This is a genomic window from Saccharopolyspora sp. ID03-671 (assembly GCF_045278815.1).
In the GTDB taxonomy this organism is placed as follows: Bacteria; Actinomycetota; Actinomycetes; order Mycobacteriales; family Pseudonocardiaceae; genus Saccharopolyspora; species Saccharopolyspora ipomoeae.
In genome coordinates, this window is record NZ_CP134054.1 from 1202878 (window position 1) to 1228844 (window position 25967).

25 protein-coding genes are annotated in these 25967 nt (G+C 71.8%); 8 read left to right on the top strand and 17 right to left on the bottom strand.

Annotated features, from left to right (window positions below; genetic code table 11):
* Positions 1-28: 28 nt before the first annotated feature.
* From sfnG to REH65_RS05695, 4 genes are all read right to left on the bottom strand, one after another.
* Positions 29-1153: a dimethylsulfone monooxygenase SfnG gene (gene sfnG / locus REH65_RS05680; RefSeq protein ID WP_406691576.1), complete on the bottom strand. Its 1125-nt coding sequence runs from the start codon at positions 1151-1153 to the stop codon at positions 29-31.
* An 80-nt stretch (positions 1154-1233) separates the two neighbouring features.
* On the bottom strand, positions 1234-1830 hold the full coding sequence (locus REH65_RS05685) for a 3,4-dihydroxy-2-butanone-4-phosphate synthase (protein WP_406691577.1): 597 nt from the start codon (positions 1828-1830) through the stop codon (positions 1234-1236).
* Between the two features lie 19 nt (positions 1831-1849).
* Positions 1850-3055, bottom strand: coding sequence for an SfnB family sulfur acquisition oxidoreductase (locus REH65_RS05690; protein WP_406691578.1), 1206 nt, complete (start codon positions 3053-3055; stop codon positions 1850-1852).
* Positions 3056-3379: 324 nt separating this feature from the next.
* The gene (locus tag REH65_RS05695) at positions 3380-4114 is read right to left on the bottom strand and encodes an SDR family NAD(P)-dependent oxidoreductase (RefSeq protein WP_406691579.1); all 735 of its coding nucleotides are present in this window, start codon (positions 4112-4114) and stop codon (positions 3380-3382) included.
* 88 nt (positions 4115-4202) lie between these two features.
* Between REH65_RS05695 and REH65_RS05700 the strand changes: the two genes are divergently transcribed.
* Entirely contained in the window at positions 4203-4790 is a 588-nt protein-coding gene (locus REH65_RS05700) for a TetR/AcrR family transcriptional regulator (protein WP_406691581.1), read from the top strand.
* On the opposite strand, the gene REH65_RS05705 is transcribed toward REH65_RS05700, so the two are convergent.
* Positions 4780-5766, bottom strand: a complete 987-nt coding sequence (locus tag REH65_RS05705) for a YeiH family protein (RefSeq protein ID WP_406691582.1) — start codon at positions 5764-5766, stop codon at positions 4780-4782. The genes REH65_RS05700 and REH65_RS05705 overlap by 11 nt on opposite strands.
* Before the next feature lie 115 nt (positions 5767-5881).
* Between REH65_RS05705 and REH65_RS05710 the strand changes: the two genes are divergently transcribed.
* A complete protein-coding gene (locus tag REH65_RS05710; protein ID WP_406691583.1) occupies positions 5882-6781 on the top strand; it encodes a LysR family transcriptional regulator in 900 nt (299 codons plus the stop codon).
* Here the strand turns inward: REH65_RS05710 and pabB are convergent.
* The 3 genes from pabB to REH65_RS05725 are packed head-to-tail and all read right to left on the bottom strand — an operon-like array spanning position 6716 to position 10274.
* Positions 6716-8020: an aminodeoxychorismate synthase component I gene (gene pabB / locus REH65_RS05715; protein ID WP_406693093.1), complete on the bottom strand. Its 1305-nt coding sequence runs from the start codon at positions 8018-8020 to the stop codon at positions 6716-6718. The two genes, REH65_RS05710 and pabB, sit on opposite strands and share 66 nt — an antisense overlap.
* Entirely contained in the window at positions 7966-8763 is a 798-nt protein-coding gene (locus REH65_RS05720) for an anthranilate synthase component II (protein ID WP_406691584.1), read from the bottom strand. Before REH65_RS05720 ends, pabB begins: the two co-directional genes overlap by 55 nt.
* 17 nt (positions 8764-8780) lie before the next feature.
* Positions 8781-10274 carry a serine/threonine-protein kinase gene (locus REH65_RS05725; RefSeq protein WP_406691585.1) on the bottom strand — a complete coding sequence of 498 codons (1494 nt, stop codon included), beginning with the start codon at positions 10272-10274 and terminating at the stop codon, positions 8781-8783.
* A 408-nt stretch (positions 10275-10682) separates the two neighbouring features.
* Between REH65_RS05725 and REH65_RS05730 the strand changes: the two genes are divergently transcribed.
* On the top strand, positions 10683-11909 hold the full coding sequence (locus tag REH65_RS05730; RefSeq protein ID WP_406691586.1) for an acyl-CoA dehydrogenase family protein: 1227 nt from the start codon (positions 10683-10685) through the stop codon (positions 11907-11909).
* A gap of 1 nt (position 11910) precedes the next feature.
* Here the strand turns inward: REH65_RS05730 and REH65_RS05735 are convergent, their stop codons facing one another.
* Together REH65_RS05735 and REH65_RS05740 are read right to left on the bottom strand one after the other, a co-directional pair.
* A complete protein-coding gene (locus REH65_RS05735; RefSeq protein ID WP_281455590.1) occupies positions 11911-12801 on the bottom strand; it encodes a YegS/Rv2252/BmrU family lipid kinase in 891 nt (296 codons plus the stop codon).
* Between the two features lie 328 nt (positions 12802-13129).
* Positions 13130-13309 (bottom strand): hypothetical protein, encoded by a 180-nt coding sequence (locus tag REH65_RS05740; RefSeq protein WP_406691587.1) that lies wholly within the window; start codon positions 13307-13309, stop codon positions 13130-13132.
* Positions 13310-13611: 302 nt separating this feature from the next.
* On the opposite strand from REH65_RS05740, the gene REH65_RS05745 reads away from it, so the two are divergent.
* Positions 13612-14121, top strand: coding sequence for a GtrA family protein (locus REH65_RS05745; protein WP_406691588.1), 510 nt, complete (start codon positions 13612-13614; stop codon positions 14119-14121).
* Positions 14122-14138: 17 nt separating this feature from the next.
* The gene (locus tag REH65_RS05750; RefSeq protein WP_406691589.1) at positions 14139-15596 is read left to right on the top strand and encodes a bifunctional phosphatase PAP2/diacylglycerol kinase family protein; all 1458 of its coding nucleotides are present in this window, start codon (positions 14139-14141) and stop codon (positions 15594-15596) included.
* A gap of 68 nt (positions 15597-15664) precedes the next feature.
* On the opposite strand, the gene REH65_RS05755 is transcribed toward REH65_RS05750, so the two are convergent.
* Entirely contained in the window at positions 15665-16714 is a 1050-nt protein-coding gene (locus REH65_RS05755) for an NAD(P)-dependent alcohol dehydrogenase (protein ID WP_406691590.1), read from the bottom strand.
* A gap of 108 nt (positions 16715-16822) precedes the next feature.
* Between REH65_RS05755 and REH65_RS05760 the strand changes: the two genes are divergently transcribed.
* Positions 16823-17416 (top strand): TetR/AcrR family transcriptional regulator, encoded by a 594-nt coding sequence (locus REH65_RS05760; protein ID WP_406691591.1) that lies wholly within the window; start codon positions 16823-16825, stop codon positions 17414-17416.
* Positions 17417-17519: 103 nt separating this feature from the next.
* On the opposite strand, the gene REH65_RS05765 is transcribed toward REH65_RS05760, so the two are convergent.
* Complete coding sequence (locus REH65_RS05765) at positions 17520-17966, bottom strand: Rrf2 family transcriptional regulator (protein ID WP_406691592.1); 447 nt, start codon at positions 17964-17966, stop codon at positions 17520-17522.
* A gap of 158 nt (positions 17967-18124) precedes the next feature.
* Between REH65_RS05765 and REH65_RS05770 the strand changes: the two genes are divergently transcribed.
* On the top strand, positions 18125-19243 hold the full coding sequence (locus tag REH65_RS05770; RefSeq protein WP_281455596.1) for an NADH:flavin oxidoreductase: 1119 nt from the start codon (positions 18125-18127) through the stop codon (positions 19241-19243).
* 369 nt (positions 19244-19612) lie between these two features.
* On the opposite strand, the gene REH65_RS05775 is transcribed toward REH65_RS05770, so the two are convergent.
* On the bottom strand, positions 19613-19948 hold the full coding sequence (locus REH65_RS05775; protein WP_406691593.1) for an enolase C-terminal domain-like protein: 336 nt from the start codon (positions 19946-19948) through the stop codon (positions 19613-19615).
* Between REH65_RS05775 and REH65_RS05780 the strand changes: the two genes are divergently transcribed.
* The gene (locus REH65_RS05780) at positions 19896-20057 is read left to right on the top strand and encodes a hypothetical protein (RefSeq protein ID WP_406691594.1); all 162 of its coding nucleotides are present in this window, start codon (positions 19896-19898) and stop codon (positions 20055-20057) included. The genes REH65_RS05775 and REH65_RS05780 overlap by 53 nt on opposite strands.
* On the opposite strand, the gene REH65_RS05785 is transcribed toward REH65_RS05780, so the two are convergent.
* The 4 genes from REH65_RS05785 to REH65_RS05800 form a co-directional block, all read right to left on the bottom strand.
* Positions 20054-21541 carry an amidase gene (locus tag REH65_RS05785; protein WP_406691595.1) on the bottom strand — a complete coding sequence of 496 codons (1488 nt, stop codon included), beginning with the start codon at positions 21539-21541 and terminating at the stop codon, positions 20054-20056. The genes REH65_RS05780 and REH65_RS05785 overlap by 4 nt on opposite strands.
* A 19-nt stretch (positions 21542-21560) precedes the next feature.
* Positions 21561-21965 (bottom strand): MarR family transcriptional regulator, encoded by a 405-nt coding sequence (locus tag REH65_RS05790; protein WP_281455751.1) that lies wholly within the window; start codon positions 21963-21965, stop codon positions 21561-21563.
* A gap of 164 nt (positions 21966-22129) precedes the next feature.
* On the bottom strand, positions 22130-22966 hold the full coding sequence (locus tag REH65_RS05795) for a p-hydroxycinnamoyl CoA hydratase/lyase (RefSeq protein WP_406691596.1): 837 nt from the start codon (positions 22964-22966) through the stop codon (positions 22130-22132).
* A gap of 133 nt (positions 22967-23099) precedes the next feature.
* Positions 23100-25868, bottom strand: a complete 2769-nt coding sequence (locus REH65_RS05800; RefSeq protein WP_406693094.1) for an ATP-binding protein — start codon at positions 25866-25868, stop codon at positions 23100-23102.
* Positions 25869-25967 lie beyond the last annotated feature (99 nt).

The window sequence follows — 25967 nt, forward strand, 5'->3', positions numbered from 1 at the left end:
GTCCTCCCTCTCTCGGTGATTCCGGTTCTCAGCGGGCGTTGCCGACGCCGACGGGGTCTCCGGTGCGGTCGAGGTCTGCTTCGAGCTCGCGGACGATCGGCAGGACCTCCTTGCCGAAGTGCTCGACGTCTTCGAGGTAGTGCAGGAATCCGAGCAGCAGCAGGTTCGCGCCGCGCTTCTTGTACTCGACGATGCGGTGCGCGATCTGCTCGGGCGTGCCGATCAGGCCGGTGCGGAATCCGTCGTTGTACTGAACGAGGTCGGCGAACTCGGAGTCGGCCCACATGCCCTTGCCGTCCGATGTGGAGTTACCGGCCTGCTGCACGGACCTCCGGAACCCCTCCACCGCACCGACATCGGCCTTGTCGATGATCTCGCGCAGCACCTCGCGGGCCTCGGCCTCGGTGTCGCGAGCGATGACGAAGCCGTTGAGCCCGAATCGCACCGAGCGGTCGTTCTCGGCGGCGAAGCCCCGCACGTCGGCGACCTGCTCGGAGAAGCCGTCGTAGTCCTTGCCGTTGCTGAAGTACCAGTCCGACACGCGCCCGGCGAGTCGGCGGGCGGCGGTGGAGTTGCCGCCCTGGAAGATCTCCGGGTGCGGTCTGCCGGGCACGTCGTAGGGCTGCGGGCGGAGGCTGAAGTCGTGGATCCGGTAGAAGTCGCCGGGGAACTCGAAGTTCGGCCGGGTCCACAGCCCGCGCAGTACGCGGATGAACTCCTCGGTCCGGCGGTAGCGCTCGTCGTGCTCCAGCCAGGGTTCGCCGAGCCCGGTGAACTCGTCCTTGAACCAGCCGCTGACGATGTTCACCGCGAACCTGCCCTGCGAGATGATGTCGGCGGTGATGCCGAACTTCGCCAGGATCGCCGGATGCCACAACCCGGGGTGGGCGGCGACGATGAGTTTCAGCCGTTCGGTGGCGGTGAGCAGGCCGAGGCTGAAGGCGGCCGGGTCGTGCTGCTGCGCGGCTCCGTAGCTGGAGGCGTAGCGGACCTGGCTCAGGGCGTACTCGAAGCCGCTGTTCTCGGCGAGCACCGCGAGCTTCTTGTTGTACTCGTAGCTGAACTCGGTGCGCTGCTCGATGCTGCTGGTGACCAGGCCGCCGCTGACGTTGGGGACCCAGTAGGCGAACTTGAGTGGTTCGTTGACGGACATGGAAAATGCTCCCTCGCGCGTGTTTTCGGGCAGGGTCGACCGACGCACGTGCCGGCACGTGCGTGGTGCGGGTGGTGAGATCAGCGGGTCAGGTGGACCCCGGCCGGATCGGCGGGCACGGCGGTCAGCCCGTGGTCGGCGGCGAAGTCGCGCAGTTCCGGTCCGGTGGCCATGCGGGTTTCGTCGGCCGGGCTGACCAGGTGCGCGAACACCGCCGCGGGTGCGTGCCCGGCCCGGGTGACCAGTCGCAGCGCGGCTCGGGCGAGGCTCGGCCGCGGGTGGTCGAGGTCGACGGCGACCGGCACCAGGTGACCTGGCCGGGTCAGGTCGGCGGCGACCGCGCCGGGGTCGGCGAGCACGCGGGCGGCACGCGCCCGGTCTGCGGCGGAGATGCCGGTGGTCACGCCGACGGCGGCGTCGACGGTGACGCACACCGTCGTCCCGGTCTCCCGCCGGGCGCGAGCGGCGACGGGCGGGAGACCCAGTGCGTCGCAGCGGCTTTCGGGCAGCGCGACGCACAGGAAGCCCGACGAGTGCCGGACGGCGAAGGCGGTGCCCGCGACGTCGGCGCGGGAGGCGGGGAACACGATCCCGCCCTCGTCACCGGCGCCGTGCACGACGACGGTCTCGCCCGCGGCGACGGCGGCCAGCGCCACGTCCTGCTCTTCGATCAGCATGGTGGTCCTCGTTTCGCGATCAGATGTGGCCGTGCCGGGGTGGGAACGTCCCGTTGAGGGTGTAGCGACCGACGTGCTGGATCTTCCAGCGCACCGGGTCGTGCAGGGTGTGGGTGCGCGCGTTGCGCCAGTGCCGGTGCAGGTTGGCCGAGTCGAGGCTGGAGCGGGCGCCCGAGACCTCGAACAGCGCGTCGGCCACCTCGATGGCGGCGCCGTCGGCGAAGGCCTTGGCCGCGGCCACCGCGATCGAGGCCGCGGCGGCGGAGTCGTCGGTCAGGTCGGCCCGCGCCTCGTCGATCGCCGAACCCGCCTTCTCCAGCAGCGCTTCGGCGGCGCGCACCCGGATGCCCAGTTCGCCGAACCGCTGGATCGTCAGCGGGTCCTCGGCTGCGGTGTCCACACCGGACTCGCCCCACGGGCGGCTGCGGGTGCGGACGAACTCGGCGGCCTCGGCCAGCGCCCCACCGGCGATGCCGACGTCGATCGCGGCGTGCAGGGCCTGCGACAGCGCGCCGTGCAGCTGCGGGCGCTGGAAGGTCAGGTGGTGCGGCACGATCCGGTCGGCGGGCACCCGCACCTGGTCGAGCTCGACGGTGCCGCTGGCGGTGGTGCGCTGACCCATGCCCGCCCAGTCGTCGATGACGGTGACGCCGTCGGCGTCGCGCGGCACGTAGGCGACCTGGAGGCGGTCGGCGCTGTCCTTCGCCACCACCGGGATCCAGTGCGCGAGCAGCGCTCCGGTGGAGTAGCCCTTCTTGCCGGTGAGGAGGAAATCGCCCTCGCCGGTGGCGCTCAGCCTGGTCCGGATGTCCTGCACGGTGCGGCTGCCGGTCTCGGACTGGGCGTTGCCGAGCCGCTTGCCCGCCAGCAGTTCGGCGAAGAAGAACTCCTGCTGCCGCGGTGTGCCGTTCTCGCGCAGGACGTTGACGAAGGCGAAGTGGTTCTGCGGGATCTGCGCGATGCTCGGGTCGGCGGCCGCGAGCAGCCGGAACACCTCCAGCAGGGTGCGGGTGCCGACGTCGGCACCGCCGTGGTCGGCGGGCACGGTGATCGCGAGCAGGCCGCTGGCGGAGAGCTCGTCGAGCTCGGCGCGCGGCAGGCGGCGGTCCCGGTCGCGCTCGGCGGCCTCGACGGCGAAGGACTCGGCGAGCCGGCGGGCCTGGGCGAGCGCCTCGGCGTCGTCGCGCAGCACGGCGGCCACGGGTGCGGTGGAGGTGGGTGCCATCCGGAAGCTCCTCGAAGGCAGCGGGAATCGGCGCGCGGCGGCACGGGAACGCGTGCGGCCACGGCGCGAGAGGTGAAGAAGAGGAGGTGCTGTCGATCAGCGAGCGCGACACGCCTGCGCGGCCACGCGAACGAGGTCGACGTGGCGGCGCTTGGTCAGCGGCTCCGTGGAAGTCACTCCCACATGGCAGCAGTGCCCCGCCGGGGTGTCAACAGCCGGACCGAGGATCTCAACCAGCGGACGCACGACATCTCGGACATCGCGGAACGGACGGGGCCTCCGGGGCCGGGTCGCGCGACCCGGCCCCGGAGGCCCCGATCCGAATCAGACCTGCGCGACTCCCCCGTCGACGGCGAGAACCGAGCCGTTGACGTAGCTCGCGGCGTCGGAGGCGAGGAAGACCGCGGCGGCCGCGATCTCCTCGGGCTTGCCGTGGCGGCCCAGCGGGATCACCTGCTGGGCCTGCTCCCGGGTTTCGGCGTCGACGAGCTCCAGCAGGCCCGGCGTGGGGACCATGCCGGGCGAGACCACGTTGACCCGGAACTCGCGCTGCCCCGAGCTGTGCGCCCAGCCGCGCGCCAGGTGGTGCACCGCGGCCTTGGTCGCCGCGTAGATCTCCAGGCCGGACTGCGGGTGCGTTGCGGCGGTCGATCCGGTGAGGATGATCGACGCGCCGGGCCGCAGCAGCGGCAGCGCCTTCTGGACGGTGAAGACGGTGCCCTTGACGTTGACGTCGAACAGGGCGTCGAACTGGTCCTCGGTGACCTCGCCGAACGGCGCGTCGATGCCGATGCCGGCGTTGGCGACCACGACGTCGACGTGCCCGGCCCGCTCGCGGACGGTCTCGTAGAGGGCGTCGAGATCGGCGAGCTTCGAGGAGTCGCAGACCACGGCCGTCACCTCCTCGCCCAGCTCGGCGATCGCCTCGTCGAGCACCTCCTTCCGGCGTCCGGTGATGAACACCGTCGCGCCCTCGTCGCGGAACGCCCGCGCGATCGCCAGCCCGATTCCGCTGCTGCCGCCGGTGACCACGGCGACCTCGCCCTGCAGGACGGCCATGCCGTCCACCTCCCCAAAGTTATGGACCATTCCGTCCACAACTCTGCCCGTTCTGGACCGATCGGTCAAGAAGCCGTATTCTCGTGCCGTGCCACGACCCCGGGAGTTCGACGAAGCCGGTGTCGTCGCGGCGGTCCGCCGGGAGTTCTGGGACAAGGGCTACGCGGCGACGTCGCTGGACGACCTCATGCGCGCGAGCGGGCTCGGCAAGGGCAGCCTCTACGGCGCGTTCGGCGACAAGCGGGCCCTGTTCCTGCGCGTGCTGCGCGACTACGACGAGGCCAACGACCGGATGCTCCGCGAACGCCTGGCCTCGGCGGAACGAGGAGTGGACTTCGTCCGCGACTTCGTGCGCGGCCCGAGCTGCGACGCGGCGGCCGCCCGGCGCGGCTGCCTGCTGGCCAACACCACCGCCGAGCTGGCCGTGAGCATGCCCGACGTCGCCGCCGAGGCCCGCCGCAGCTACGAGGCGACCACCCGGGTGCTGACCGAGGCGCTCGAACGCGCCCAGCGCGAAGGCGACGTGGACGCCGACGCGGACGCCGAGGAACTGGCCCGGGCCGTGCTGGCCGCCCAGCTCGGCATCGTCGCGCTCGGGCGCACCGGCATGGGCCTCGACGAGCTCGCCACCGCGGCCGACTGCGCCCTGCGCGCACTGCTGCCCGCTACCGGCTGAGCAGGCCCATCGTCGTGGTCGCCAGCGCGACCACCAGGATCGTCGAGCAGGTCCCCAGCGCAAACGCGCGCGGGCCCGTGCGCAGCAGCGCCCCCACCCGCACCGCCGTGCCCAGCGCGAACAGCGCGGCCGTGAGCAGCAGCGTGGTCACCGGCCGCGAGGCGTCGACGACGAACTCCGGCAGCACCCCGCTGCTGCGCAGCGCCACGGTCACCAGGAACCCGGCGACGAACAGCGGCATGATCGGCGGCCGCGCCCCCGTCGTCCGACGCCGGCCGAGCAGGCTCACCCCGGTCACCAGCGGCGCGAGCAGCACCACGCGGCTGAGCTTGACCACCACCGCCAGCGCGACCGCCGAGGCGCCCAGCGGCGAGGCGGCGGCCACGACCTGCGCGACCTCCTGCACTCCCGCCCCGGCGATCCGGCCGCCGAGATCGGCGCCGACGCCCGTGCCCGCGAAGGTGATCGGCAGCGCGACCATCGCCACGGTGCCGAACACCGTCACCATCGCCACGCTGGTCGCGACGTCCTCGTCCTCGCGGTCGACCACGCCCTCCACCGCCGCCACCGCCGAGGCCCCGCAGATCGAGAACCCGGTCGCGACCAGCAGCGACAGCCCTCGCGAGACGCCCAGCAGCCTGCCCAGCCACAGCGTCCCGGCGAAGGTCGCGACCACGGTGATCAGCACCGCCAGCACCGTGCCCGCCCCCAGGCCGAGCAGCTGGCCGATGCTCAGCTGCAGGCCCAGCAGCACCACGCCCGCCCGCAGCGGCACCCGCGCCACCCACGTCAGGCCGGAGCGCGCTCCCCCGGGCAGTCGCGGGAGGTTGCCGACCACCGCGCCCAGCACGACCGCGACGGTCAGCGCGCTCAACGCCGGGACCAGCCACGACACCGCCAGGGCCACCGCGACGGCCGCGCCGGTGAGCGCGATCCCCGGGAGCAGGGCGGAATCGGTGCCGGTCAGCGTCTTCACGGTGATCAGCCTCGCTCAGCGGCCGCTGATCCGGTAGCCGTCACCCGCGCAGGTCGTCATAGCCCTGCGGAATGCCCGCTGCCCTGGCAGCCGGCCCACGACCTATCCTTCGGGCATGACCGCCCCCGATCCGGAATCGCTGCGCCTGCTCGTGCTCGTCGGCGAGCTGGGCAGCATCGGGGCCGCCGCGGCCGAGCTGCGCATCAGCCAGCCCTCGGCCAGCAAGCGGCTCAACCGGCTCGAACGCCAACTCGGCCTGGACCTGCTGCAACGCACCCGGCAGGGCTGCACCACCACTCCGGCCGGGGAGATGGTGTGCGGCTGGGCCCGCGAAGTCCTCGCCCACGTCGACGGGTTGATGAACGGCGTGCGGGCGCTGCGCGCTCAGCAGGAGTCCAAGCTTCGGGTGGCCGCGAGCATGACCGTCGCCGAGTACCTGGTGCCGCGCTGGATCAGCCGGCTGCGCGAGGCGCTGCCGGAGGTGCACCTCGAACTCGACGTCACCAACTCCGCCGCCGTGGCCGAATCCGTCCGGCACGGGCAGGCGGATCTCGGCTTCATCGAGGCCCCCGACCCGCCCGACGGCGTGTCGGTGCGCTACCTGACCGGCGACCGCATGATCGTCATCGTCCCGCCCGGACACCCCTGGTCGCGGCTGCGGCGGCCGCTGACGCCCAGCGAGCTCGCCGCGACCCCGCTGATCGTGCGCGAGCACGGCTCCGGCACCCGCGAGAAGCTCTACCGCGCGCTCGCCGAGGTCGGCACGACACCGGTGGCGCCGCTGCTGGAGCTGAGCTCGACCACCGCCGTGCGCAACGCCGTCGTCGCCGGGGCCGGACCCGCGGTGCTCAGCGTCCTGGCCGCGGCCACCGACCTCGCCGAGCACCGGCTGGTGGAGGTCCCGGTCGCGGAGCTGGACCTGCGGCGACCGCTGCACGCCGTGTGGCGCTCAGGGCTGCAGCTCACCGGCCCGGCCGCGGCGCTGCTCGCCACCGCCACGCGCGTCCCCGACTGACGGCAGCGCCCGTGCCGGTGCGGCGGCCTTGAGCAGCATCTCGTCGAACTCGGCCTCCGGATCCGAACCCAGCACGATCGCGCCCCCGGCGCCGATCCGCCAGCGGCCGTCGACGAGGACCATCGTGCGGATGACGATGTTGAGATCGGCCGCGCCCGAGCACCCCAGGTAGCCGATCGCGCCGGAGTACACGCCGCGCGCCCGGTCCTCGATCTCGTCGATGAGCTCCAGCGTCCGCCGCTTCGGCGCCCCGGTCATCGAGCCGCCGGGGAAGCAGGCGCGCACGCAGTCGATCACGTCGCGCTCGGCGCGCAGCGTGCCGCGCACGGTGGAGACCAGCTGGTGCACCGTCTCGTAGGTCTCCACCGCCATCAGCTCGGGCACGTGCACCGAGCCGACCTCGCAGACCCGGCCGAGGTCGTTGCGCATCAGGTCGACGATCATCAGGTTCTCGGCCCGCGTCTTCGGATCGGCGGCGAGCTCGCGGCGGATCTCCGCGTCGTGCTCGGCGCTCTCCCCGCGCGGCGCGGTGCCCTTGATCGGCTTGGCCTCCACCACCCGGTCCGGGGTGATCTTGAGGAACCGCTCCGGCGACGAGCAGGCCACCTCCACCCCGTCGGCGCGCAGGAACGCCGAGTACGGCGCGGGGTTGCGGCGCCGCAACCGCCGGTAGGTCTCCCAGGCGGGTTCGACGGCGGGCAGCTCGGCGGCGTTGGTCAGGCAGATCTCGTAGCTCTCCCCCGCCAGCAGGTGGTCCTGGCAGGTCAGCACCTCGCGCACGTAGGCCGCGCGATCGCGGGCCAGCGCTCGCTCGATCTCCGCGCCCTCGGCGTCACCCGGTTCGCCCGCGGGCAGCAGAGCCGACAGGACGGCGCTGGTACCGGCGAGCCAGTCGACCGCTTCCGCGCGATCCCCCTCGCTCAACGCCACCAGGTAGGTGCGCCCGCGCAGGTGGTCCACCGCCACGAACCGGTCGGCGAAGATCCACACCGCGTCCGGGGCCGGGGATCGGTGCCGGTTCGGCGAGCCGCAGTCGGCCTTGAGCTCGTAGCCGAAGTAGCCCACGTAGCCGCCGGTGAAGTCGAACGGCAGCGGCGGTGCCTCGATCTCCCGGTCGCGCAGTTCGCGCTGCAACCGGTCGAGCACGGGTTCACCGGAACCGACCCGGTGGACGAGGGTTTCGCTCAGCGGACCGGAATCGTCACCCAGGAACGAGAACCGCGACAACCCCTCCTCCACCCGGGAGCTGTCCAGCCAGAACGCGCGCTCGGAGTCGGCGAACAGCCGCGCGAACGCGGCCTCGGTGTCGACCGCTCCCTCCAGCTCCACCACGTTGGCGCGAAAAGGCGCCCAACGGAAGTCCGCCCAGCAGCGGACTTCCGCTGGGCGGAGACGCCCCGCCGGGCAGTTCGGCCGGGAGCCAGATCGCGGAAGTTGGCCAGCAGCCGCTCGCCGTGCTCGGACTCGACCGACTCCGGGTGGAACTGCACTCCCCAGCGCGGCAGGTCCCGGTGCCGCAACGCCATCACCACGCCGTCCTCGGCCCGCGCGGTCACCAGCAGCTCCTCGGGCACCGGTTCGGCGACGCACAGCGAGTGGTAGCGCACGGCCCCGAAGTCGGCCGGGATACCGGCGAACATCGCGTCCCCGTCGTGCCGGACGCGGGTGAGGTGCCCGTGCCGCGCCGCCGGCGCGGGGACCACGCGCGCGCCCTCGCTGACGGCCAGGCCCTGGTGCCCCAGGCACACGCCCAGCACCGGCGCGGTCGCCCGCTGGAGGAGTTCCGCGCAGATGCCGAAATCCCGCGCGCGCTCCGGGCTCCCGGGACCGGGCGAGAGGACGATGTTGTCGTACTCGTCGAGATCCAGGTCCCCGGCGGCGTCGTTGGTGACGACGTGCGGCTCGCACCCGTTGACCCGGGCCAGCAGGTGGAACAGGTTGTAGGTGTAGGAGTCGTGGTTGTCGACCAGCAACGTGCGCACGACTCCCCGCGCAGCGCTCAGTTGTCCGAGCCCTTCTTGCCCGGCTCGTCCTTGTGCTCGTTGCCCTTGCCCGGCTTGTGCTCGCCCGGCTTCGGCGGCTGCGGCTTCTCCACCGGCGCGGGCGGCGGGGGCGGCGGCGAGCTCGTCGACGAATCGACCACCGAGTCGGACTCGATCAGCGGCTGCCGCGCACCGCGCAGACCGAGCTGGTGGTGCTCGGTGATGCGCGTGCCGTCGGGCATGACCAGCACGATCCCGATGCGCACGGCGTTGCGGCCGGTGACCGTCGGCGGCTCCACCACCTGGACCTCCGACACGCTGGACCAGAAGGCCTCGTAGCCGGAGCGTCCCTGCGCCTGCAGGCCGGTTCCCAACCGGGTCCAGGCGTTGGCCGGGTGCTCGGGCAGCAACGCGTAGTAGTCGGACACGACGCGTTCGAGCTCGGCGGGCGAGGCCGTCTGCTCCTGTTGCTGCTGCTGGTCACCGGAGGGCAGCAGGAACGCCAGCGCGACCAGCACCGCGGCGGTGACGGCACCGGCGGTCAGGTAGATCCAGCGGCGCGAACGCCTCGGCGGGGCCACGGGCGCGTTGTCCAGCCGGGTGCCGTTGTCGACCGCGCCGACCAGGGCCGTGTCCTCGACCCGGCTCATCGGCTGGGTGAGCTCGGGCTCCGGCAGCGGGTTCGGCGCGCCGGAACCCACGGCCCGCAGCGCCTCGGCGGCCTGGGCGGGCGTCGGCCGCTGCGCGGGATCGACGTGCAGCATCCGGTTCAGCACCGGCGCCAGCACCCCGGCCAGCTGCGGCGGCCGGAACCGGCCGGCGGCGACCTCGTGCAGCAGGGCGATCGAGTTCGTCGCCTCCTCGCCGAACGGGGGCACGCCCTCCACCGCCGCGTACAGCGTCGCGCCCAGCGAGTAGACGTCGGAAGCGGGGGTCGGCGACTGCCCGCGCGCGACCTCCGGCGACAGGTAGGCGGGCGTTCCGGCGATGACGCCGGTGCGGGTGACCGACACGTCGTCGGCGGCGTGCGAGATGCCGAAGTCGGTGATCTTGGCGGTGCCGTCGTCGCCGAGCAGGACGTTGCCGGGCTTGATGTCGCGGTGGGTGATGCCGGCGGCGTGCGCGGCCTCCAGCGCTGCGGCCGCCTGCGCCCCCATGCTCGCAACCTTGCCCGGGGTCATCCGCCCCTTCTCCGCCAGCACCTCGGAGAGGCTGCGGGAGGGCAGGTACTCCATGATCAGCACGGGGAAGCCGTCGTGCTCCGTGACGTCGTGCACGGCCACGGCGTTCGGGTGGTGCAGGCGCGCGGCGAGGCGGCCCTCGCGCATGGCGCGCTGCCGCGCCTCCTCGGCCACCTCCGGGCCGGCGCCCTCGGCGGCGCTGAGCTGCTTGACCGCGACCGGGCGTTGCAGCAGCTCGTCGGTGGCCAGCCACACCACGCCCATGCCGCCGCTGCCCAGCCGCCGTTCCAGCCGGTACCGGCCGGCCAGCAGCGCTCCCACCTCCGTCACGCAGAACCCTTCCACTCGGCGAACCCCGACCAGGCTAACCCGTACGGATGATCCGGCTTCGCCCCCTGGCCATCCGCATCCCTGCTGACCAGCGCAAACGATCACTACTGGAGTTCATTCCTCCGATTTTTCGCAACAGGTCGCGGCCGGGTCCGCAGCGGCACCGCTGGTCGGGGCCGTTGCCGATCTCACCGGCGGCGACGCCCTCGCGCCGGCCCCAGAAGCCCGTCGCCGGTGATCGTGCCACTCGGCAAGACACCAGACTCGGAGTTCTCCGCGGAGCGAACCGGACTCACCCCGTCCGGACGCGTTCCGCGCGGACGCTATCGTGCTTGGCGTCGTGGCGTTTTCGCGTCGCCGGCGGTCATGTCGGACGCCGGGCCCCTGGACTCCTCGGAGAGGATGGCCTTGAGCAGCAACGAGATTCCGCGCTGGGCCGATCAGCCCAAGCCGTCGACGCCCGAAGAGTGGATCGCGAGAGCCCGTGCGGTGGCCCGAGTTCTGGCCGCCGACGCGGTGCAGCGCGACCGCGAGGGGACACCGCCGACCGCGGAAGTCCGCCTGCTCAAGGAATCCGGACTGGTCACCCTGCTCGGACCGGCCGAGCACGGCGGCGGCGCGCAGCACTGGACCACCGCCTGCCGCGTGGTCCGCGAGGTCTCCGCCGGGGACGGCTCGATCGGCCAGCTGCTCGGCCACCACTACGTGTGGGCGTGGGCGATGCGGCTGGTCGGCACGCCCGCGCAGATCGCCGAGGTCGACGCGCTCTACACGACCCACGCGCACTTCTTCGGCGGAGTGGTCAACCCGCGCGACCACGACCTCATCGTCACCGACGAGGGCGAAACGCTGCTCTACCGGGGGAAGAAGTCCTTCTCCACCGGCGCCAAGGTCTCCGACCTGCTGGTCGTGGAGGGCACGCTGGAACCCGGTGGCCAGAGCGTGTTCACGGTCGTGCCCGCCCGGCAGGACGGGATCACCTTCGGCGACGACTGGGACAACCTCGGGCAGCGGCTGACCGTGTCCGGCAGCGTGGAGATCACCGACGTGCGGGTGCCGTGGTCGGCCGCCGCCGGATACGTCGACAAGCGCTTCCAGGCCTCGGCTTTCAGCACCCTGCACGTGCCCGCGCTGCACCTGGTCTTCGCCAACCTCTACCTCGGCATCGCCCAGGCCGCGCTGCGCGCCGGGGTCGCCTACACGCGCGGGCACACCCGCGCCTGGCCCTACGGCGGCGAGGGCAAGAACTCCGGCACCGAGGAGTTCTACGTCCTGGAGGGCTACGGCGACCTGCAGTCGAAGCTGTGGGCCGCGGAGACGCTCACCGACACCGCCGGGGCGAGCCTGGCGCAGCTTCTGCACTCCGACCGCGACTCGGTGACGCGCGAGATGCGGGGCCGCGCAGCGGTTCTCGTGTCGGCGGCCAAGCAGCGCACGATCGACGTCGGGCTGGAGATCGCCAACCGGATCTACGAGCTCACCGGCGCTCGCGCCACCGCGAACGCGGTCGGCCTGGACCTGCACTGGCGCAACCTGCGCACCCACAGCCTGCACGACCCGGTCGCCTACAAGCGGGTCGAGGTCGGCAGGTACGCGCTGCTCGGCGACCTGCCGACCCCGTCGCCCTACACCTGATCTACTCCGGCGCCTCGCCGTCGGTCCAGGTCTTCGGCGTGACGACGTGCAGGGCGTTGCGGGCGACGCTGAACGTCTGCGGCGTGCTGGAGACGACCTCGCCGTCGATGTTGATCGGCTGCGGCTCGTCGGTGACGACCTCGACCTTCCGGGTGCGGAACTGCTCGATCTGGTCGTTGGGCGCGCCGGTCTTGAGCCCGCGCACGACCCCGGCGAGCTGACGGATGTTGCCCTGCCGGAGCACGGTGATGTCCAGGGCGTCGTCGTCGATGCCCGAGTCGCTGGCGGCCACCTGCCCGCCGCCGAAGTAGCGCCCGTTGGCCACCGAGATCTGCAGCAGCCGGTCGTAGCCGACGTCGGCGTGGTCACCGTCGGGGAAGCGCAGCGTCGCGGCGAACGGCCGGTGCTTGAGGAACGCCTTGGCGGTGGCCACCGGGTAGGCCAGCGGACCGACGAAGCGCTTCAGCCGCGGCGACATGGCCTGCGCGACCTCCGCCCCGATGCCCACCGAGGCGCGGTTGACGTAGTAGTTGTCCCCGCACAGCCCCAGGTCGACGTCGACGATGTGGGCGCCGAGGATCGTCCGGCAGGCCCCGTCGAGGTCGTCGGGGATGTGCATGGTGCGCGCGAAGTCGTTCGCGGTGCCAAGCGGCAGGAGGCCGAGCGGCACGTCGCGGTGGGCGAGGCAGTCGACCACCGAGCTGACGCTGCCGTCGCCACCGCCGACGATGATGAGGTCGTGGCCGCTCCGGGCCGCCGAGTCGACGGTCTCCACGAGCCGCGACGGATCGTTCAGCGGGTAGGTGGCGCCCAGCGGGACGCCGAGCTCGCGCAACCGCTCCAGGGCGTAGGCGTAGGCCTTGCCCCCGGTGCGCGAGTGCACGTTGACCACCAGGGCCGCTTTGGTGACAGGCCGCTCGATGCGAATGGTCCGCCTCCTGCGAAGTTCGAGGACACCGATGGCGTCCTTTCTACCTCCGCCGGGTCACGAACCGCACCTGTGGGGTGAAGGCCTCACCGGGCCATGTGCAAGCGGCGAAGCCGCGAGCAGCGAGGACCGCCCTGGCAACCCGCACCGCCGCGGGTTCTGACACGCCTTCCGGCGAGTACGCCGCGACGCCGTGTATTGGCATACATCAGGAGTGGCGCACGGAGACCAGAAGACGGGTCAGGTTCCGCTACTGGCACCGCCAAGCAGAGGGACCGCGGACATCCAGCAATCAGGCGCGGACCGCGACGTCCGCGGTCACCACGCCGGTGTTGACCATCGGGCGCTTGGCGCGGCGGGTGCCCCACGGGCCGTGCAGGGCGATCATGTCGGACGGGACCGGACAGGTGCGCCCGCCTTCGGCGATCCGGGTCATGCCGGCTTCGGGGCGGGGCTGGGCGTGCTTGGACACAGTTCTCACCAGTGACGAGTAGGCAAAGGGCAGAAAGGTTTCGGGCAGGAGAGCACGCGCTGCCGCGATTACAGTATGCGCCATCCGATGTCGATCTTCACATCGGGGTCGTTGAACTCAGAACGATCATCGAATCGAATTCGCATTCCTCAGTGGACCGTTGATGCGGTTTTCATGAGAACTTCGCCCACCGCGGTCAACGCGAGTTGATTTCACTTTTCACTGAAGCCACGGACCACGCCATCGCGAAACCGGCGCACCCTCGCCGAGTCGCGTTCATCCGGACATGTCATCGTTGCGCCATGACCGCCGGGCAAGAGGCCGAGCCGATCGCACCGCAGTCCCCGCGCTCCCCCGGGCAGCGCTTCCACACCGTCATGGAGGCGGTGACTCGCAGACTCCCCTTCGGGCTCTCCCGCGTCGTCGCGCCGAGCTTCCTGGGCTTCGCGCTGATCAACGGCTCCACCTTCGCCCTCGACCTGCTGCTGCTCACCCTGTTCCGCAGCGCGCTGCACTGGCCGGTGCCGGTGGCCTTCACCGTCGCCTACCTGATCGCCTTCACCGCCAGCTTCCTGCTCAACCGGGCGCTGAACTTCCGCTCGCACGCGCCCGTCGGGCCGCAGGCCGGGCTCTACGCCGTGGCGGTGGCGCTCAACTACCTGCTGTTCATCCTCGGCCTCGGCTCCGGGCTGGCCGCGCTCGGCACGCAGTACCACCTCTCGCGGCTCATCGCGGGGATGTGCGAGGCGGTCTACATGTACAGCGCGATGCGCTGGGTCATCTTCCGCGACACCGGCGCCCGCGCCGACTAGGGCACGACGTGCTCGGCGTGCGCGGCGCGGTCCGGCGGTTGAAGTCCGCCGACCACGACTTCGTGCTGAGCACCGCCGGTTGGCCGCGCAGCAGCGCCGATCCCGCGCTGCGGCGGCTCACCCACCTCGCCGACCACAGCAAGCTCTGGCTCGGTCTGGCCGCGCTGCTGGCGACCCGGCGAGGGCGGACCCGGCGCGCCGCGCTGCGCGGAGCCGGTGCGATCGCGTTCAGCAGCGCCATCACCAACGGGATCGGCAAACCGCTGCTGCCGCGCAGGCGACCGGCCGCGGACCTGCTGCCCGAGCACCGGCGGCTCTCCGCGCCGCCGTCGTCATCATCGTTCCCGTCCGGCCACGCGGCCTCGGCCGCCGCCTTCACCGCAGCCGTGTCGATGGAATCGCCCCGGCTGGGCCTCGCGCTGCTCCCGCTGGCCGGGGCCGTGGCGTACTCGCGCGTGCACACCGGCGTGCACTGGCCCACCGACGTGCTCGTCGGCGCCGCGATCGGCACCGGCGTCGCCGTGGCCACCCACCGCTGGTGGCCGGTCCGCCCCGCCACGCCCAGCCTCGCCCGCCCCAGCGCGCGCACCGCCGCGATCGAGCGCGGCGAGGGCCTGGTCCTGCTGGTCAACCCGGCTTCCGGGAGCCGCGATCCCTCGTGCGAGCTCGCCCGGCTGCTGCCGCGCGCAGAACTCGTGCACCCGATCCCCGGCCGGGACCTGACCGAGCAGCTGCACGCGCACCTCGACGCCACCGGCGGGGCCAAGGCCCTGGGCGTCGCCGGAGGTGACGGCAGCGTCGCGGCGGCCGCGGCCGTGGCGGCCACGCGCGGGCTGCCGCTGCTGGTGGTGCCGAGCGGAACGCTGAACCACTTCGCCCGCGACCTCGGGATCATCGACGTCGCCGACTCGCTCCGCGCGCTGCGCACAGGTTCGGCGGTCCACGTCGACCTGGGAACGGTGCTGGTCGACGACCTGCCGCGGCGGTGGTTCGTCAACACCGCGAGCCTCGGCGGCTACCCGGACGTGGTGCGGCTGCGCGCGAAGTGGGCGCCGCGCTGGGGCAAGTGGCCGGCCGGAGCGGCCGCGCTGGTGCGGGTGCTGGCCAGCGCGAAGCCGATCCCGGTGAGGATCAACGGTTCTCGGCACCGGATCTGGCTGATGTTCGTCGGCAGCAACGGTTATCAGCCCAAGGGGCCGGCTCCGACGTGGCGGCCCAGGCTGGACACCGGCGTGCTGGACCTCCGCTACATCCGCGCGGACCTGCCGTTCTCGCGCGCCCGGTTCGTCGCGGGAGCGCTGACCGGGGCGCTGTTCCAGAACCGCGCCTACGTCCAGCAGGAGTGCGACCGGGTGCGGGTGGAGGTGCTCGGACCGCCGGTGGCGCTGGCCCGCGACGGCGAGGTCTCGGTCACCGGGCGCGTTTTCGTCTTCGCCGCCCGGGACGGGGCGCTGCACGTCTACCGGCCCGAGTAGCACGAGACCCCGGGTGACGCCGCGTCCCGTGTTCGGCGTCGCCCGGGGTCCTGCCCAGCCGTGCGTCGTCAGGCGCCGATGGTGGCGGTGTCGATGACGAAGCGGTAGCGCACGTCGCTGCCGGTGACGCGCTCGTAGGCCTCGTTGACCTGGTCGGCGGAGATGGTCTCGATCTCCGCGCCGATGCCGTGCTCGGCGCAGAAGTCCAGCATCTCCTGGGTCTCGGCGATGCCGCCGATCATCGAGCCGGCCAGCGACTTGTTGCCGCCGATCAGCGAGAAGGCGCTGTAGGACAGCGGGGTGCCCGGGGCACCGACGTTGACCATCGCGCCGCCGACCCTCAGCAGGCCCAGGTAGGAGTCGACCGGCAGCTCGGCCGAGACGGTGTTGAGGATCAGGTCGAAGCGGCCGGCGAGGGTCTCGAAGGTCGACTCGTCGCTGGTCGCGTAGTAGTCCTTCGCGCCGAGCTTGAGGCCGTCCTCCTGCTTCTTCAGGCTCTGGCTCAGCACCGTCACCTCGGCGCCCATCGCGGCGGCGAGCTTGACGGCCATGTGGCCGAGGCCGCCCAGGCCGACGACGGCGACCTTCTTGCCGGGGCCCGCGCCCCACTGGCGCAGCGGCGAGTAGGTGGTGATGCCGGCGCACAGCAGCGGGGCGGCGACGTCGAGGCCGATGCCCTCCGGGATGCCGCAGACGAACGAGTCCTTGACCACGACCTGCCGGCTGTAGCCGCCGTAGGTGTTCTCGCCGTCGAAGCCGACGCCGTTGTAGGTCTGGACGTTGCCCTTGACGCAGAACTGCTCGGTGCCGGCCCGGCAGTACTCGCACTCGCCGCAGGAGTCGACCATGCAGCCCACGCCGACGCGGTCGCCGACCCGGTACTTGGTCACCTCGGAGCCGACGGCGGCCACGGTTCCGGCGATCTCGTGCCCCGGGACCATCGGGAAGATCGCGGTGCCCCAGTCCTCGCGGGCCTGGTGGATGTCGCTGTGGCAGATGCCGGCGTAGGCGATGTCGATCAGAACGTCGTTCGGCCGCAGGTCACGTCGCGTGATCGTCGTCTGCTCCAGGGGTGCCCCCGGGGACGGAACGGCGATAGCGTTCGTGATCGTGCTCATGAACCCTCCATGGAACAGCTTGTGCACGGGCCCTCGATGTAAGAGCCTTCTTACATCGAGACGTAAGAGGGGTCTTACATATTCCGAACGAGAGATGTGATCCAGGACATGACCGGGAAGTACCACCACGGTGATCTGCGCGCCGAGCTCGTGCGGGTCGCGCTGGACCTGATCGCCGAGCGCGGCGTCGACGGCTTCTCCGTCGCCGAGATCGCCCGCCGCGCCAAGGTCAGCCCCGGCGCCCCCTACCGGCACTTCCCGGACCGCGACAGCCTGGTCGCCGCCGTGGCCACCGAGGTCGCCCACCAGCTCGCCGACGAGGTCGAGCGGGCCGCCGGCGAGCACGACGACCCCGTCGAGGGCCTCGCGGCCGCCGCGGGCGCCTACACCGGCTACCTCATCCGCCAGCGAGTCGGCATGGACCTCATCAACGCCGAGGTCCTCCAAGGCCCCCGCTACGCGGACCTGCACGACCAGACCCGCCGCCTCACCGATCAGCTCCTCCTCCGCACCATGCAGGTGGCCGCCCCCGCGGACGCCCTGGAGCTCATGGAGCAGCTGTTCACCCAAGCCCACGGCTACGGCACCTTCTGGCTCAACGGGGTCTTCACCAAGCACGGCTACACCCCGGCCCTGGTCGTCAGAAAATCAGCCCGAGCAGCCCGAGTAGCGGTCCAGGGCTACCGCCACACCACCCCTTGACCCCGGGCCGCCACCGGGGTGACCGAATTTCAACGGAAGTCGGATCCCCGATCTCCATTGAAATCAGGTCCCCGACTTCCATCGAAATCGGGGACATCCGCGGTCAGCGGTGGGCGGGTTCGGAGCCGAGGGCTCGGATCTCGCGGACGCTGTCGGCGAGGGTGCGGTCGCCCAGGGAGGCGAGGACGGCGCGTTCGGCTTCGGCGGTGAGGTTGGCGAAGAACTCGCCGGTGCGGGCGGCGACCATGCAGACGTGCTCGCCGTCGGGCGAGCGGGCCCAGAGGGGCTTGTCGCCGACCGCGCAGCGGTAGATGTCGGCGAGGGTGATCTCCTCGGCGGGGCGGCCGAGCCGGGCGCCGCCGCCGCGGCCCTTCGTGCAGATCACGAGTCCTGCGTTGTGCAGCGGGACGAGGAGCTTGCGCACGAGGCTCGGGTTGGTGCTCAGCTCCTCGGCGAACTGGGTGGAACTGCGCACCTCGGAGCCCTCCTCGGCCGCGATGGCCAGCCGCATCATCACCTGAAGCGCGCGGCAGAACCGGATGTCGAGCACGTCTTCCACCTCCGTCCGCAGGTCAGGCCGCAGTCTAGCAACGAACCCAGAATAGCGACTGTCATAGTTGCAGTTAGCTGAATCGAATATGTACCTTTGTCTTGCACACTTCATCTCCGGGACGTCACGCCTGGAAAGCAGGACAGGAGACCTTCACTGTGAGCAGTCGCGCTTCGCAGGCACTGGCCCGCCCGTTCACGCTCGGCTCGGTCGAGCTGCCCAACCGCATCGTGATGGCGCCGATGACGCGCACCATGTCCCCGGGCGGCATCCCGGGTGAGGACGTGGCCGCCTACTACGCCCGGCGCGCCGCCGCAGGCACCGGCCTGATCATCACCGAGGGCACCTTCGTCGACCACGCCTCGGCGGGCATGAGCTCGCGGGTCCCCCGCTTCCACGGCGAGGAGCAGCTGGCCGGGTGGGCGCGCGTCGTCAAGGACGTGCACGCCGCGGGCGGCAAGATCATGCCGCAGCTGTGGCACGTGGGCATCCAACGCCCGGCCGGTGCGGGTCCGTTCAAGGACGCGCCGGTCGTCGGCCCGTCGGGGATCGGCATGGACGGCACCCCGGGAGCCGGTTCGCCGCTGACGCTGTCCGACATCGACGACCTGATCAACGCCTTCGCCGAGGCCGCCTGGGCCGCCGAGCGGATCGGCTTCGACGGCATCGAGCTGCACGGCGCGCACGGGTACCTCATCGACCAGTTCCTGTGGGAGCGCACCAACAAGCGCACCGACGCCTACGGCGGCAACCACGTCGAGCGCACCAAGTTCGCCACCGACATCGTCAAGGCGGTCCGCGAGCGCGTGTCGCCGGACTTCCCGGTGGTGCTGCGGTTCTCGCAGTGGAAGGCGCACAACTACGACGCCAAGCTGGCCACCGACCCCGACGAGCTCGCCGAGATCCTCGCGCCGCTGTCGGACGCCGGTGTCGACGCGTTCCACGCCTCCGGCCGCCGCTACTGGGAGCCGGAGTTCCCCGAGTCCGGTTCGGAGCTCAACATCGCCGGCTGGACCAAGAAGCTCACCGGCAAGCCGGTCATCACCGTCGGCTCGGTCGGCCTGGACGCCCAGTTCGAGCCGGAGACGCTGGGCACCAAGGGCGCCTCGGTGGAGAGCATCGAGCGGCTGCTGGAGCGCTTCGAGCGCGACGAGTTCGACCTGGTCGCGGTCGGTCGCGCGCTGCTGGCCGACCCCGAGTGGTCGGACAAGGTCCTCGGCGACCGCCAGCACGAGCTCGTCCCGTTCGCCAAGGACGCCCTGAACACGCTCCACTGACCTCGGGGCATCCGTCGTGGGGGGGTGGGGAAGTCTTCATGAAAACCTCCCCACCCAGCCTCCAACCGATGGAGACAGTTTTCATGAAAAGGTCGCTCCATCCCCATCCGGACAGTTTTCATGAAAACTGTCACCACCCCCACCCACCCAAGTCCTCTGAAGTGCAACAACGAAACATCGACTGACGTCTCTTCCCCACCCGTTCTTCCTTGGGTGACGGAAGTTTTCATGAAAACTTCCGTCACCCTGGACCCGATCGGGGGGACAGTTTTGATGAGAACTTCGTTCATCTGGGTTTTGATGAGAGGGACAGTTTTCATGAAAACTGTGTGCCTCACGAGGCCGCAGTCGTCTGGACTCTGTTGGGGATCACCCGATCCGCCAGCGGCGCACGGCGTCCTCGTCGAGCTCGACGCCGAGGCCCGGGCGCTGCGGGACCTCGATCTCACCGTCGGCGTTGATCCGGACCGGTTCGGAGAGCATGAATTCGCGCCGCTCCGGCGTCCACCCCGGCGGGTCGTAGGGGTACTCGAAGAACGGCCCGCCACCGACTCCGGCCGAGACGTGCAGGTTGGCCAGCAGCCCGATGCCGTTGGTCCAGCTGTGCGGGGTGAAGGCGCGGTGCTTGGAGTTCGAACCGGCCCTGTCCGGCGTGTCGGCGCCAATCCGCGACTTCCGGGGCCGCGTCACCGCCGCCCTCAACATCTCGGCGCCCACATCCCGCCTGCCCGACCTCGACCGAGCGGGCCGGGCCACCGCCGCCGCGGCCACCGCGATCTCCATCCAACTCGGCTACCCGGAACCCCCGAACTAGGCCGCTTCCAGCAGCGGGGTCGGCATCGTCCACGGCGCGGCGACCTCGAGCTGGCGGGCCAGGCGCAGCAGGAGGCCTTCGCTGCGCGGTGCTCCGACGAACTGCACGCCCATCGGCAGGTTCGCGTCGGTGCGGTGCAGCGGGAGGCTGATCGCCGGGCGTCCGGTGAGGTTGGCCAGCTGGGTGTAGGGCACCCAGCGCAGGCTGTTGTCGACGATCTGCTCCACCGTCCCCAGCAGCTTGAGCACGCGGGTGGTCCGGGTCTTCAGCAGAGCCTTGACCACCGACCGCAGCGCGGGCGGGGTGTCCAGCGAGCCGACCTCGATCGGCGGCTCGCCCAGGGTGGGGGTCAGCAACAGGTCGTAGCGGGCGTGGAAGTCGGCCAGGGCCGCGACGTGCTCGCGGCGCCGCTCCTGCGCGTCGTGCAGCGCGATGCCGCCGGTCGCCCGGCCCAGCGCGGCCATGACGAGCGTGTCGAGCTCGAAACCGTCGTCGCCGCAGCCGGTTTCGCGCTTGATCCGCTCGACGTCGGCGGCCTGCCGGACGAACCACATCAGCAGGAAGTCGCGACCGAGCCGGCGGTCGTCGTGCGGCGGCTCGACCTCCTCGACCTCGTGGCCGAGCTCGGTGAGCAGTTCCGCCGAGCGCTCCACCGCGCGCACGGCCTCGGGGTGCGGTTGCTCGCGCAGCGCGCAGCGGGTCGTGTAGCCGATGCGCAGCTTGCCCGGCGCCTCGTCGAGCTGCTCCAGCAGCGGGCGTTCCGGCGACGCGGTGACGTAGGGGCTCATCGGTTCCGGTCCGACGAGGGCGTCGAACATGGCGGCGGAGTCGCGCACGGTGCGGGAGATGACGCCGTTGGTGGCCATGCCCAGGAACTGCTCGGTCTCCACCGGACCGGTGGGCATCATGCCGCGCCCGGCCTTGAGTCCGACGAGCCCGTTGCAGGCGGCCGGGATTCGGATCGATCCGCCGCCGTCGCTGGCGGCGGCGACCGGCAGGATCCCGGCCGCGACGGCCGCGGCCGAGCCGCCGGAGGAGCCGCCCGGGGTGCGCCGGGTGTCCCACGGGTTGCGGGACGGGCCGAACAGGTCGGGTTCGGTGACGCCCTTGGAACCGAACTCGGGCGTGTTGGTCTTGCCGAAGATGACGAGCCCGGCGTCGAGCCAGCGCTGCACGACGGTGTCGGTCTTGCGGGCCGTGCGACCGGCCAGCGCGCGGCACCCGTCGTTGCTGACGGTTCCGGCGAGGTCCTGGTGCAGGTCCTTGAGCAGGAACGGGACCCCGGCGAACGGACCGGACAGCTCACCGGCGACGCGCTGGTCGGCGTGGTCGTCGAGCCAGGCGACGATCGCGTTGATCGCGGGGTTGACCGCCTTCGCCCTGGTCCTGGCGGTCTCCAGCAGTTCGCTGGGCGTCACCTGCCCGGTCGCGACCAGCTCCGCCAGCCCCAGACCGTCGTGCCGCAGGTACTCCTCGACGTCCACCCGTCCTCCTCTGCCACCGTCAGCCGAGCGCGTCGCAGCCGAGCTCCAGGCTCTGCCGGAACAGCGCGTGCTGCACCTCGGGAATCGCGCCCAGCATCTCCTCCTCGATCGCCGAGATCAACGGGTCGCAGCGTTCCAGCAGCTCGCGCCCGGCGGGCGTGAGGGCCATCTGCAGCACCCGGCGGTTGTTCGGGTCCCGGCGGCGTTCGAGGTGCCCGTTGCGCTCCAGGGCCCGGACCATCTCGTTCATCGTCTGCGGCGTGACGAAGGAGCGGCGCGCCAGCTGCGCCGACGACAGCCCGCCGCGCAGCCGCAGCACGGTGAGCGCGGTGAACTGCGGCGTGGTCAGCCCCAGCGGGCGCAACGCTTCGTCCATCTTGGCCCGGATGGCCAGTTCGAGGCGTTTGACCAGGTACAGCGTCATGGGCTGAGCGTCATCAGCTGTCACCGCCCCATCATCGCTCACGCTTCCGCAATCCTCCCAACCCGCGGCGGCAACCCGCACCCGCCGCGGGTTCTCGGCGGGGCTCCGGGACCGGGCGCCGCGACGCCGTTCCGCTCCCCGGACCGTCCAGAACGGCCCCGGTTTCAATCCTCGTACGCGGAAAGCCCCGGCTTGTACGACTTGTCGTCCAGGAACTGGGACATGCCCTTCTGGCGGCCGTTGGTGTCGTCGAGGAACTGGGACTGCTCGAACTTGGCGTAGAGGTAGTCCTCGGCCTGCTCCCACGGCATGTCGCGGGCGACCTTGTAGCCGACCTTGGCCGCGCGCAGCACGACCGGGTTGGTGGCGGCGAGCTTGGCCGCGAGCTCGCGGGTGCGCTCGCGCAGCCGCTCGGCCGGGACCGCCTCGTTGACCAGCCGCATCTCGGCGGCGCGGCGTCCGTCGAACAGCTCCCCGGTCATGATGTGGTACAGCGCGTCGCGCTGCGGCACGGTCGCGGCCAGCGCGCGGGTGACCACGCCGCCGGGCGGGATCCCCCAGTTGATCTCAGAGAGCCCGAACTGCGCGTTCTCGTCGGTGATCGCCAGGTCGCAGGCCACGAGCGGGGTGAAGGCGCCGCCGAAGCACCAGCCGTTGACCATCGCGATGGTCGGCTTGGACCAGTTGGCCAGCCGCTTCCACTGCCACTCCGCGCTCGCCCGGCGGACCCGGATCTGCACCGACGGGTCGTCGGACTGGTCGACCTCGCGGAAGTACTCCTTGAGGTCCATGCCCGCCGACCAGGCCTCGCCCGCGCCGGTGAGCACGAGCACGCGGCAGCGCGGGTCGGCCTCCAGCGCGTCGAGGGTGCGCACCATCTCGTCGTTGAGCGTCGGGTTCATCGCGTTGCGCTTGTCGGGCCGGTTGAGCGTCACCCACGCGATCCCGTCCTCGAAGTCGACGAGAACGGTGTTGCCCCAGGCATTCTCGGAAGTGGACATGGTGAACCTCTCCGCCGGGAACTCAATCATCAGGAATCCTGATTGTTTCGAGACCGATCGTGAGCGCCACTCCCCACGCGGAGCAAGTTCTTGTGACTCGGACCACTGCGGGGGTGTCGTGCTCCCTGATGGTTCAGGCGCGGCGACCGGTCGCCTCGACCGCGACCTCGACGCGGGACCGCACACCCAGCTTGGCCAGCACGTGCGACACGTGGACCTCGATGGTGCGGCGCGAGGCGAACAGCTCGGCGGCGATCTCCGGGTTGGACTTGCCGTCGCCGACCAGCAGCGCCACCTGCCGCTCGGTGCGGGTCAGCGCCTCCCAGCCGGTGGTGGCGCGCAGCCGCTTCGCCCGCGGCGTCCGGATGCCGTACGGCAGCATCCGGGCTGCGGCCCGCTTCAGGTCCCAGTGGGCGCCGAGCTGGGTGAAGATCTCGGCCGCCTGCACGTAGGCCTTGCGGGCCGCCGGGATCTCGCCGCGCTCGGCCAGCACCGCGGCCAGGTCCTCCAGCGCGCGGGCGCGCTTGGGCGGCTGCTTGGTCTTGTCGTAGTGCGCGATGGCCGCGCGCAGCGTGATCGGGTCGCCATCGACCAGACCCCGGCAGTGCTGCGCGGCGGCGAGCAGGTTCGGGGCCGCGCCCACGGTCGCACCCTGCCCGCAGGAGTTGGTGGCGCGGGTGGCGGTCTCGGAGTCGCCGGTCTGCAACGCGTAGCGGACCAGCATCGGCAACCACACGTAGTTGCTGCCGAAGCGCTCGCTGGCGTCGAGGGCCTCGACGAGGATGGCCTTGGCGCGCTCCAGGTCGCCGTCGATCTCGGCGCCCAGCACCCCGGCCACCATCAGGAAGCCGGAGTTCTCCTGGGAATCCGGCGTCGCCTCGCCCGCGACCGCCAGCTGCTGGTCGAAGACCTCGCGCTCGCCGCGGTACCCGGCGAGCATCGCCCGCAGCCCGTGCAGCCAGCGCAGCTGGTGCGGGGTCATCTCGTCGGTGAGCTCGCTCGCGGCCTGCAGCTCGGCGGCGGCGTCGTCCCAGCGCCCGACGGTGAAGTAGTGGTTGCCCGCCGACAGCCGCACGACGGCCAGCCGGGACGGGGTCGCGCTGGTCTCGGCGATGGCCAGCATCTCGTAGAGGACGGACTCGGCCTCGGCGGCGTGGCCGAAGGCGAACAGCAGCATCATCCGGTTGCTGAGCACCTGCAGCCGCAGGTCGACGTTCTCCAGCGCATCGCCGAGCGCGGCACCGGCTTCCTGGTAGCAGACCAGGGCTTCGGCGAGGTCGCTGTTGCGGGCCCGCGCCGTGCCCCGGACGTGCAGGGCGAGGCCGAGCGCGTGGGCGTCGCCGGACTCGCGGGCCTCGGCCAGCGCCCGGTCCACGGTTCGCTCGGAGTCGGCGAAGCGCCCGGACAGCAGCTGCGCCTGGGCGAGGGTGCCGCGCATCCGAGCCAGCCAGCGCAGCTCGGACCCGGTGGTGGCTTCGGCTTCGGCGATGACGGCGGCGGCCTCGTCGGCTCTGCGGCGCACGGCCAGCGACCACACCAGGTACCAGGTCAGCTCGGCGGCGCGGGAGCTGTCGGCGACCTCGGCCAGGGCTCGTTCGCTGAGCTCGTGGGCCTGCTCGGGCCGGTCGAGCTGCACCAGCGACAGGGCTCGGGCGGCGAGCAGCACGTCGCGGCGCTCCTCCTCGGCGGGCATCGGGACGAGCGCGGCTTCGAGCAGTTCCGCCGCGCAGGCCGGTGCGCGGTGGGCGAGGGCGTGGCCGTGCTGAACCAGCCAGTCCAGGCTCCAGCCGTCGATCTCGCTGTCGCCGATGGCGATCGAGGCGAGCAGCTGCTCCCCGACCCGTTCCACGGAGGCCCCGGAGCCGTGCAGGACGTGCGCGGCCTGCTCGTGCAGGGCCAGCCGCAGCGAGGTCGGGTTGGTCTCGTAGAGGGCCTGGCGCACGACGGGGTGCTGGAAGGCGAGGTGCAGGCCGGATTCCACGAGCACCCCGGAGTCCATCGCCTCCTCGACGTGGCCGACGAGGGCGGAAACGGGCCGTTCGGAGAGGGTGGACAGCTCGCTCATGGCGAAGGCGGGGCCGAGCAGCGCGGCCATCCGGAGCAGGCCGAGGGTCTGGTGGTCGAAGAAGCCGAGCCGCCCGATGACGGCCTCGGCCAGCGAGCGCGGCATCCCGGTGTCCGCGCCGGCCAGCTCGGCGCGGCCGTCGTCGACGGCGATCGCACCCTCGCGGGTCAGGGCCGCGACGATTTCGCCGGCGTAGCGCGGGTTTCCGGCGGCACCGGCGAGCATCCGGCGCAACCGGGGACCGATCCGGGCTGCGCGGGCGAGCGTCCCGGCCAGGCCGGCCACGGCGGTGTCCGCCAGCGGCTGCAGGGAGATCCGGGGCACCTGCGCGCGCACTTCGTGGTGCCCGCGGGCGGGGCGGGCGGCCGAGATCAGCAGCAGCGGAAGCTCTTCGGTGAGCGCGACGAACCGCTGCCACACGTGCATGCTCGCGTCGTCGGCCCACTGGACGTCGTCGACGACGAGCACCAGGGGCGCGTTCGCGCACCACTTGGCGACGAGGTCGGCGAGCTCGCCGATGGCGGTCCCGTCCGCGCCGGAGATCCGCTCGTGGAGCTCCCGCAGCTCCGGTTCGTCGGACTTGGGCCCGACTCCGAGGCAGTCGAGCATGAACCGCAGCGGGAACTGCCTGCTGAGCCGGTCGGCGGTGGCGTGGCGCACCGCGCAGCCCTGCACCGCCGCGTCGGCGACGAGCTGGTCGAGCAGCGCGGTCTTGCCGATCCCGGGCTCACCCTCGATCCACAGCGCACCACCGGTGCCGTCGACCACCGACGCGACCAGCCGCCGCAGCTCGTCGAGCTCGGTCTTGCGGCCGAAGAGCACCGGTTCCGCCGTCATCACGCCGCGAGCCTAGCCGCTGCGAGGCGCCCCAGACCCCTTGAGTGATCAACTACGACCCAGATTGGGGGCTAGCCCTACCCCACCCCGCTCACCGCC

Excerpts from the sequence above, each read along its gene's own strand:
- REH65_RS05710 (WP_406691583.1), top strand. The coding sequence starts at position 5,882 with ATGACCGCCCCCGATCCGGAATCGCTGCGCCTGCTCGTGCTCGTCGGC.
- REH65_RS05685 (WP_406691577.1), bottom strand. The coding sequence starts at position 1,830 with ATGCTGATCGAAGAGCAGGACGTGGCGCTGGCCGCCGTCGCCGCGGGC.
- REH65_RS05690 (WP_406691578.1), bottom strand. The coding sequence starts at position 3,055 with ATGGCACCCACCTCCACCGCACCCGTGGCCGCCGTGCTGCGCGACGAC.
- REH65_RS05775 (WP_406691593.1), bottom strand. The coding sequence starts at position 19,948 with ATGTTGAGGGCGGCGGTGACGCGGCCCCGGAAGTCGCGGATTGGCGCC.
- sfnG (WP_406691576.1), bottom strand. The coding sequence starts at position 1,153 with ATGTCCGTCAACGAACCACTCAAGTTCGCCTACTGGGTCCCCAACGTC.
- REH65_RS05795 (WP_406691596.1), bottom strand. The coding sequence starts at position 22,966 with ATGTCCACTTCCGAGAATGCCTGGGGCAACACCGTTCTCGTCGACTTC.
- REH65_RS05755 (WP_406691590.1), bottom strand. The coding sequence starts at position 16,714 with ATGAGCACGATCACGAACGCTATCGCCGTTCCGTCCCCGGGGGCACCC.
- REH65_RS05695 (WP_406691579.1), bottom strand. The coding sequence starts at position 4,114 with ATGGCCGTCCTGCAGGGCGAGGTCGCCGTGGTCACCGGCGGCAGCAGC.
- REH65_RS05760 (WP_406691591.1), top strand. The coding sequence starts at position 16,823 with ATGACCGGGAAGTACCACCACGGTGATCTGCGCGCCGAGCTCGTGCGG.
- REH65_RS05745 (WP_406691588.1), top strand. The coding sequence starts at position 13,612 with ATGACCGCCGGGCAAGAGGCCGAGCCGATCGCACCGCAGTCCCCGCGC.
- REH65_RS05790 (WP_281455751.1), bottom strand. The coding sequence starts at position 21,965 with ATGACGCTGTACCTGGTCAAACGCCTCGAACTGGCCATCCGGGCCAAG.
- REH65_RS05800 (WP_406693094.1), bottom strand. The coding sequence starts at position 25,868 with ATGACGGCGGAACCGGTGCTCTTCGGCCGCAAGACCGAGCTCGACGAG.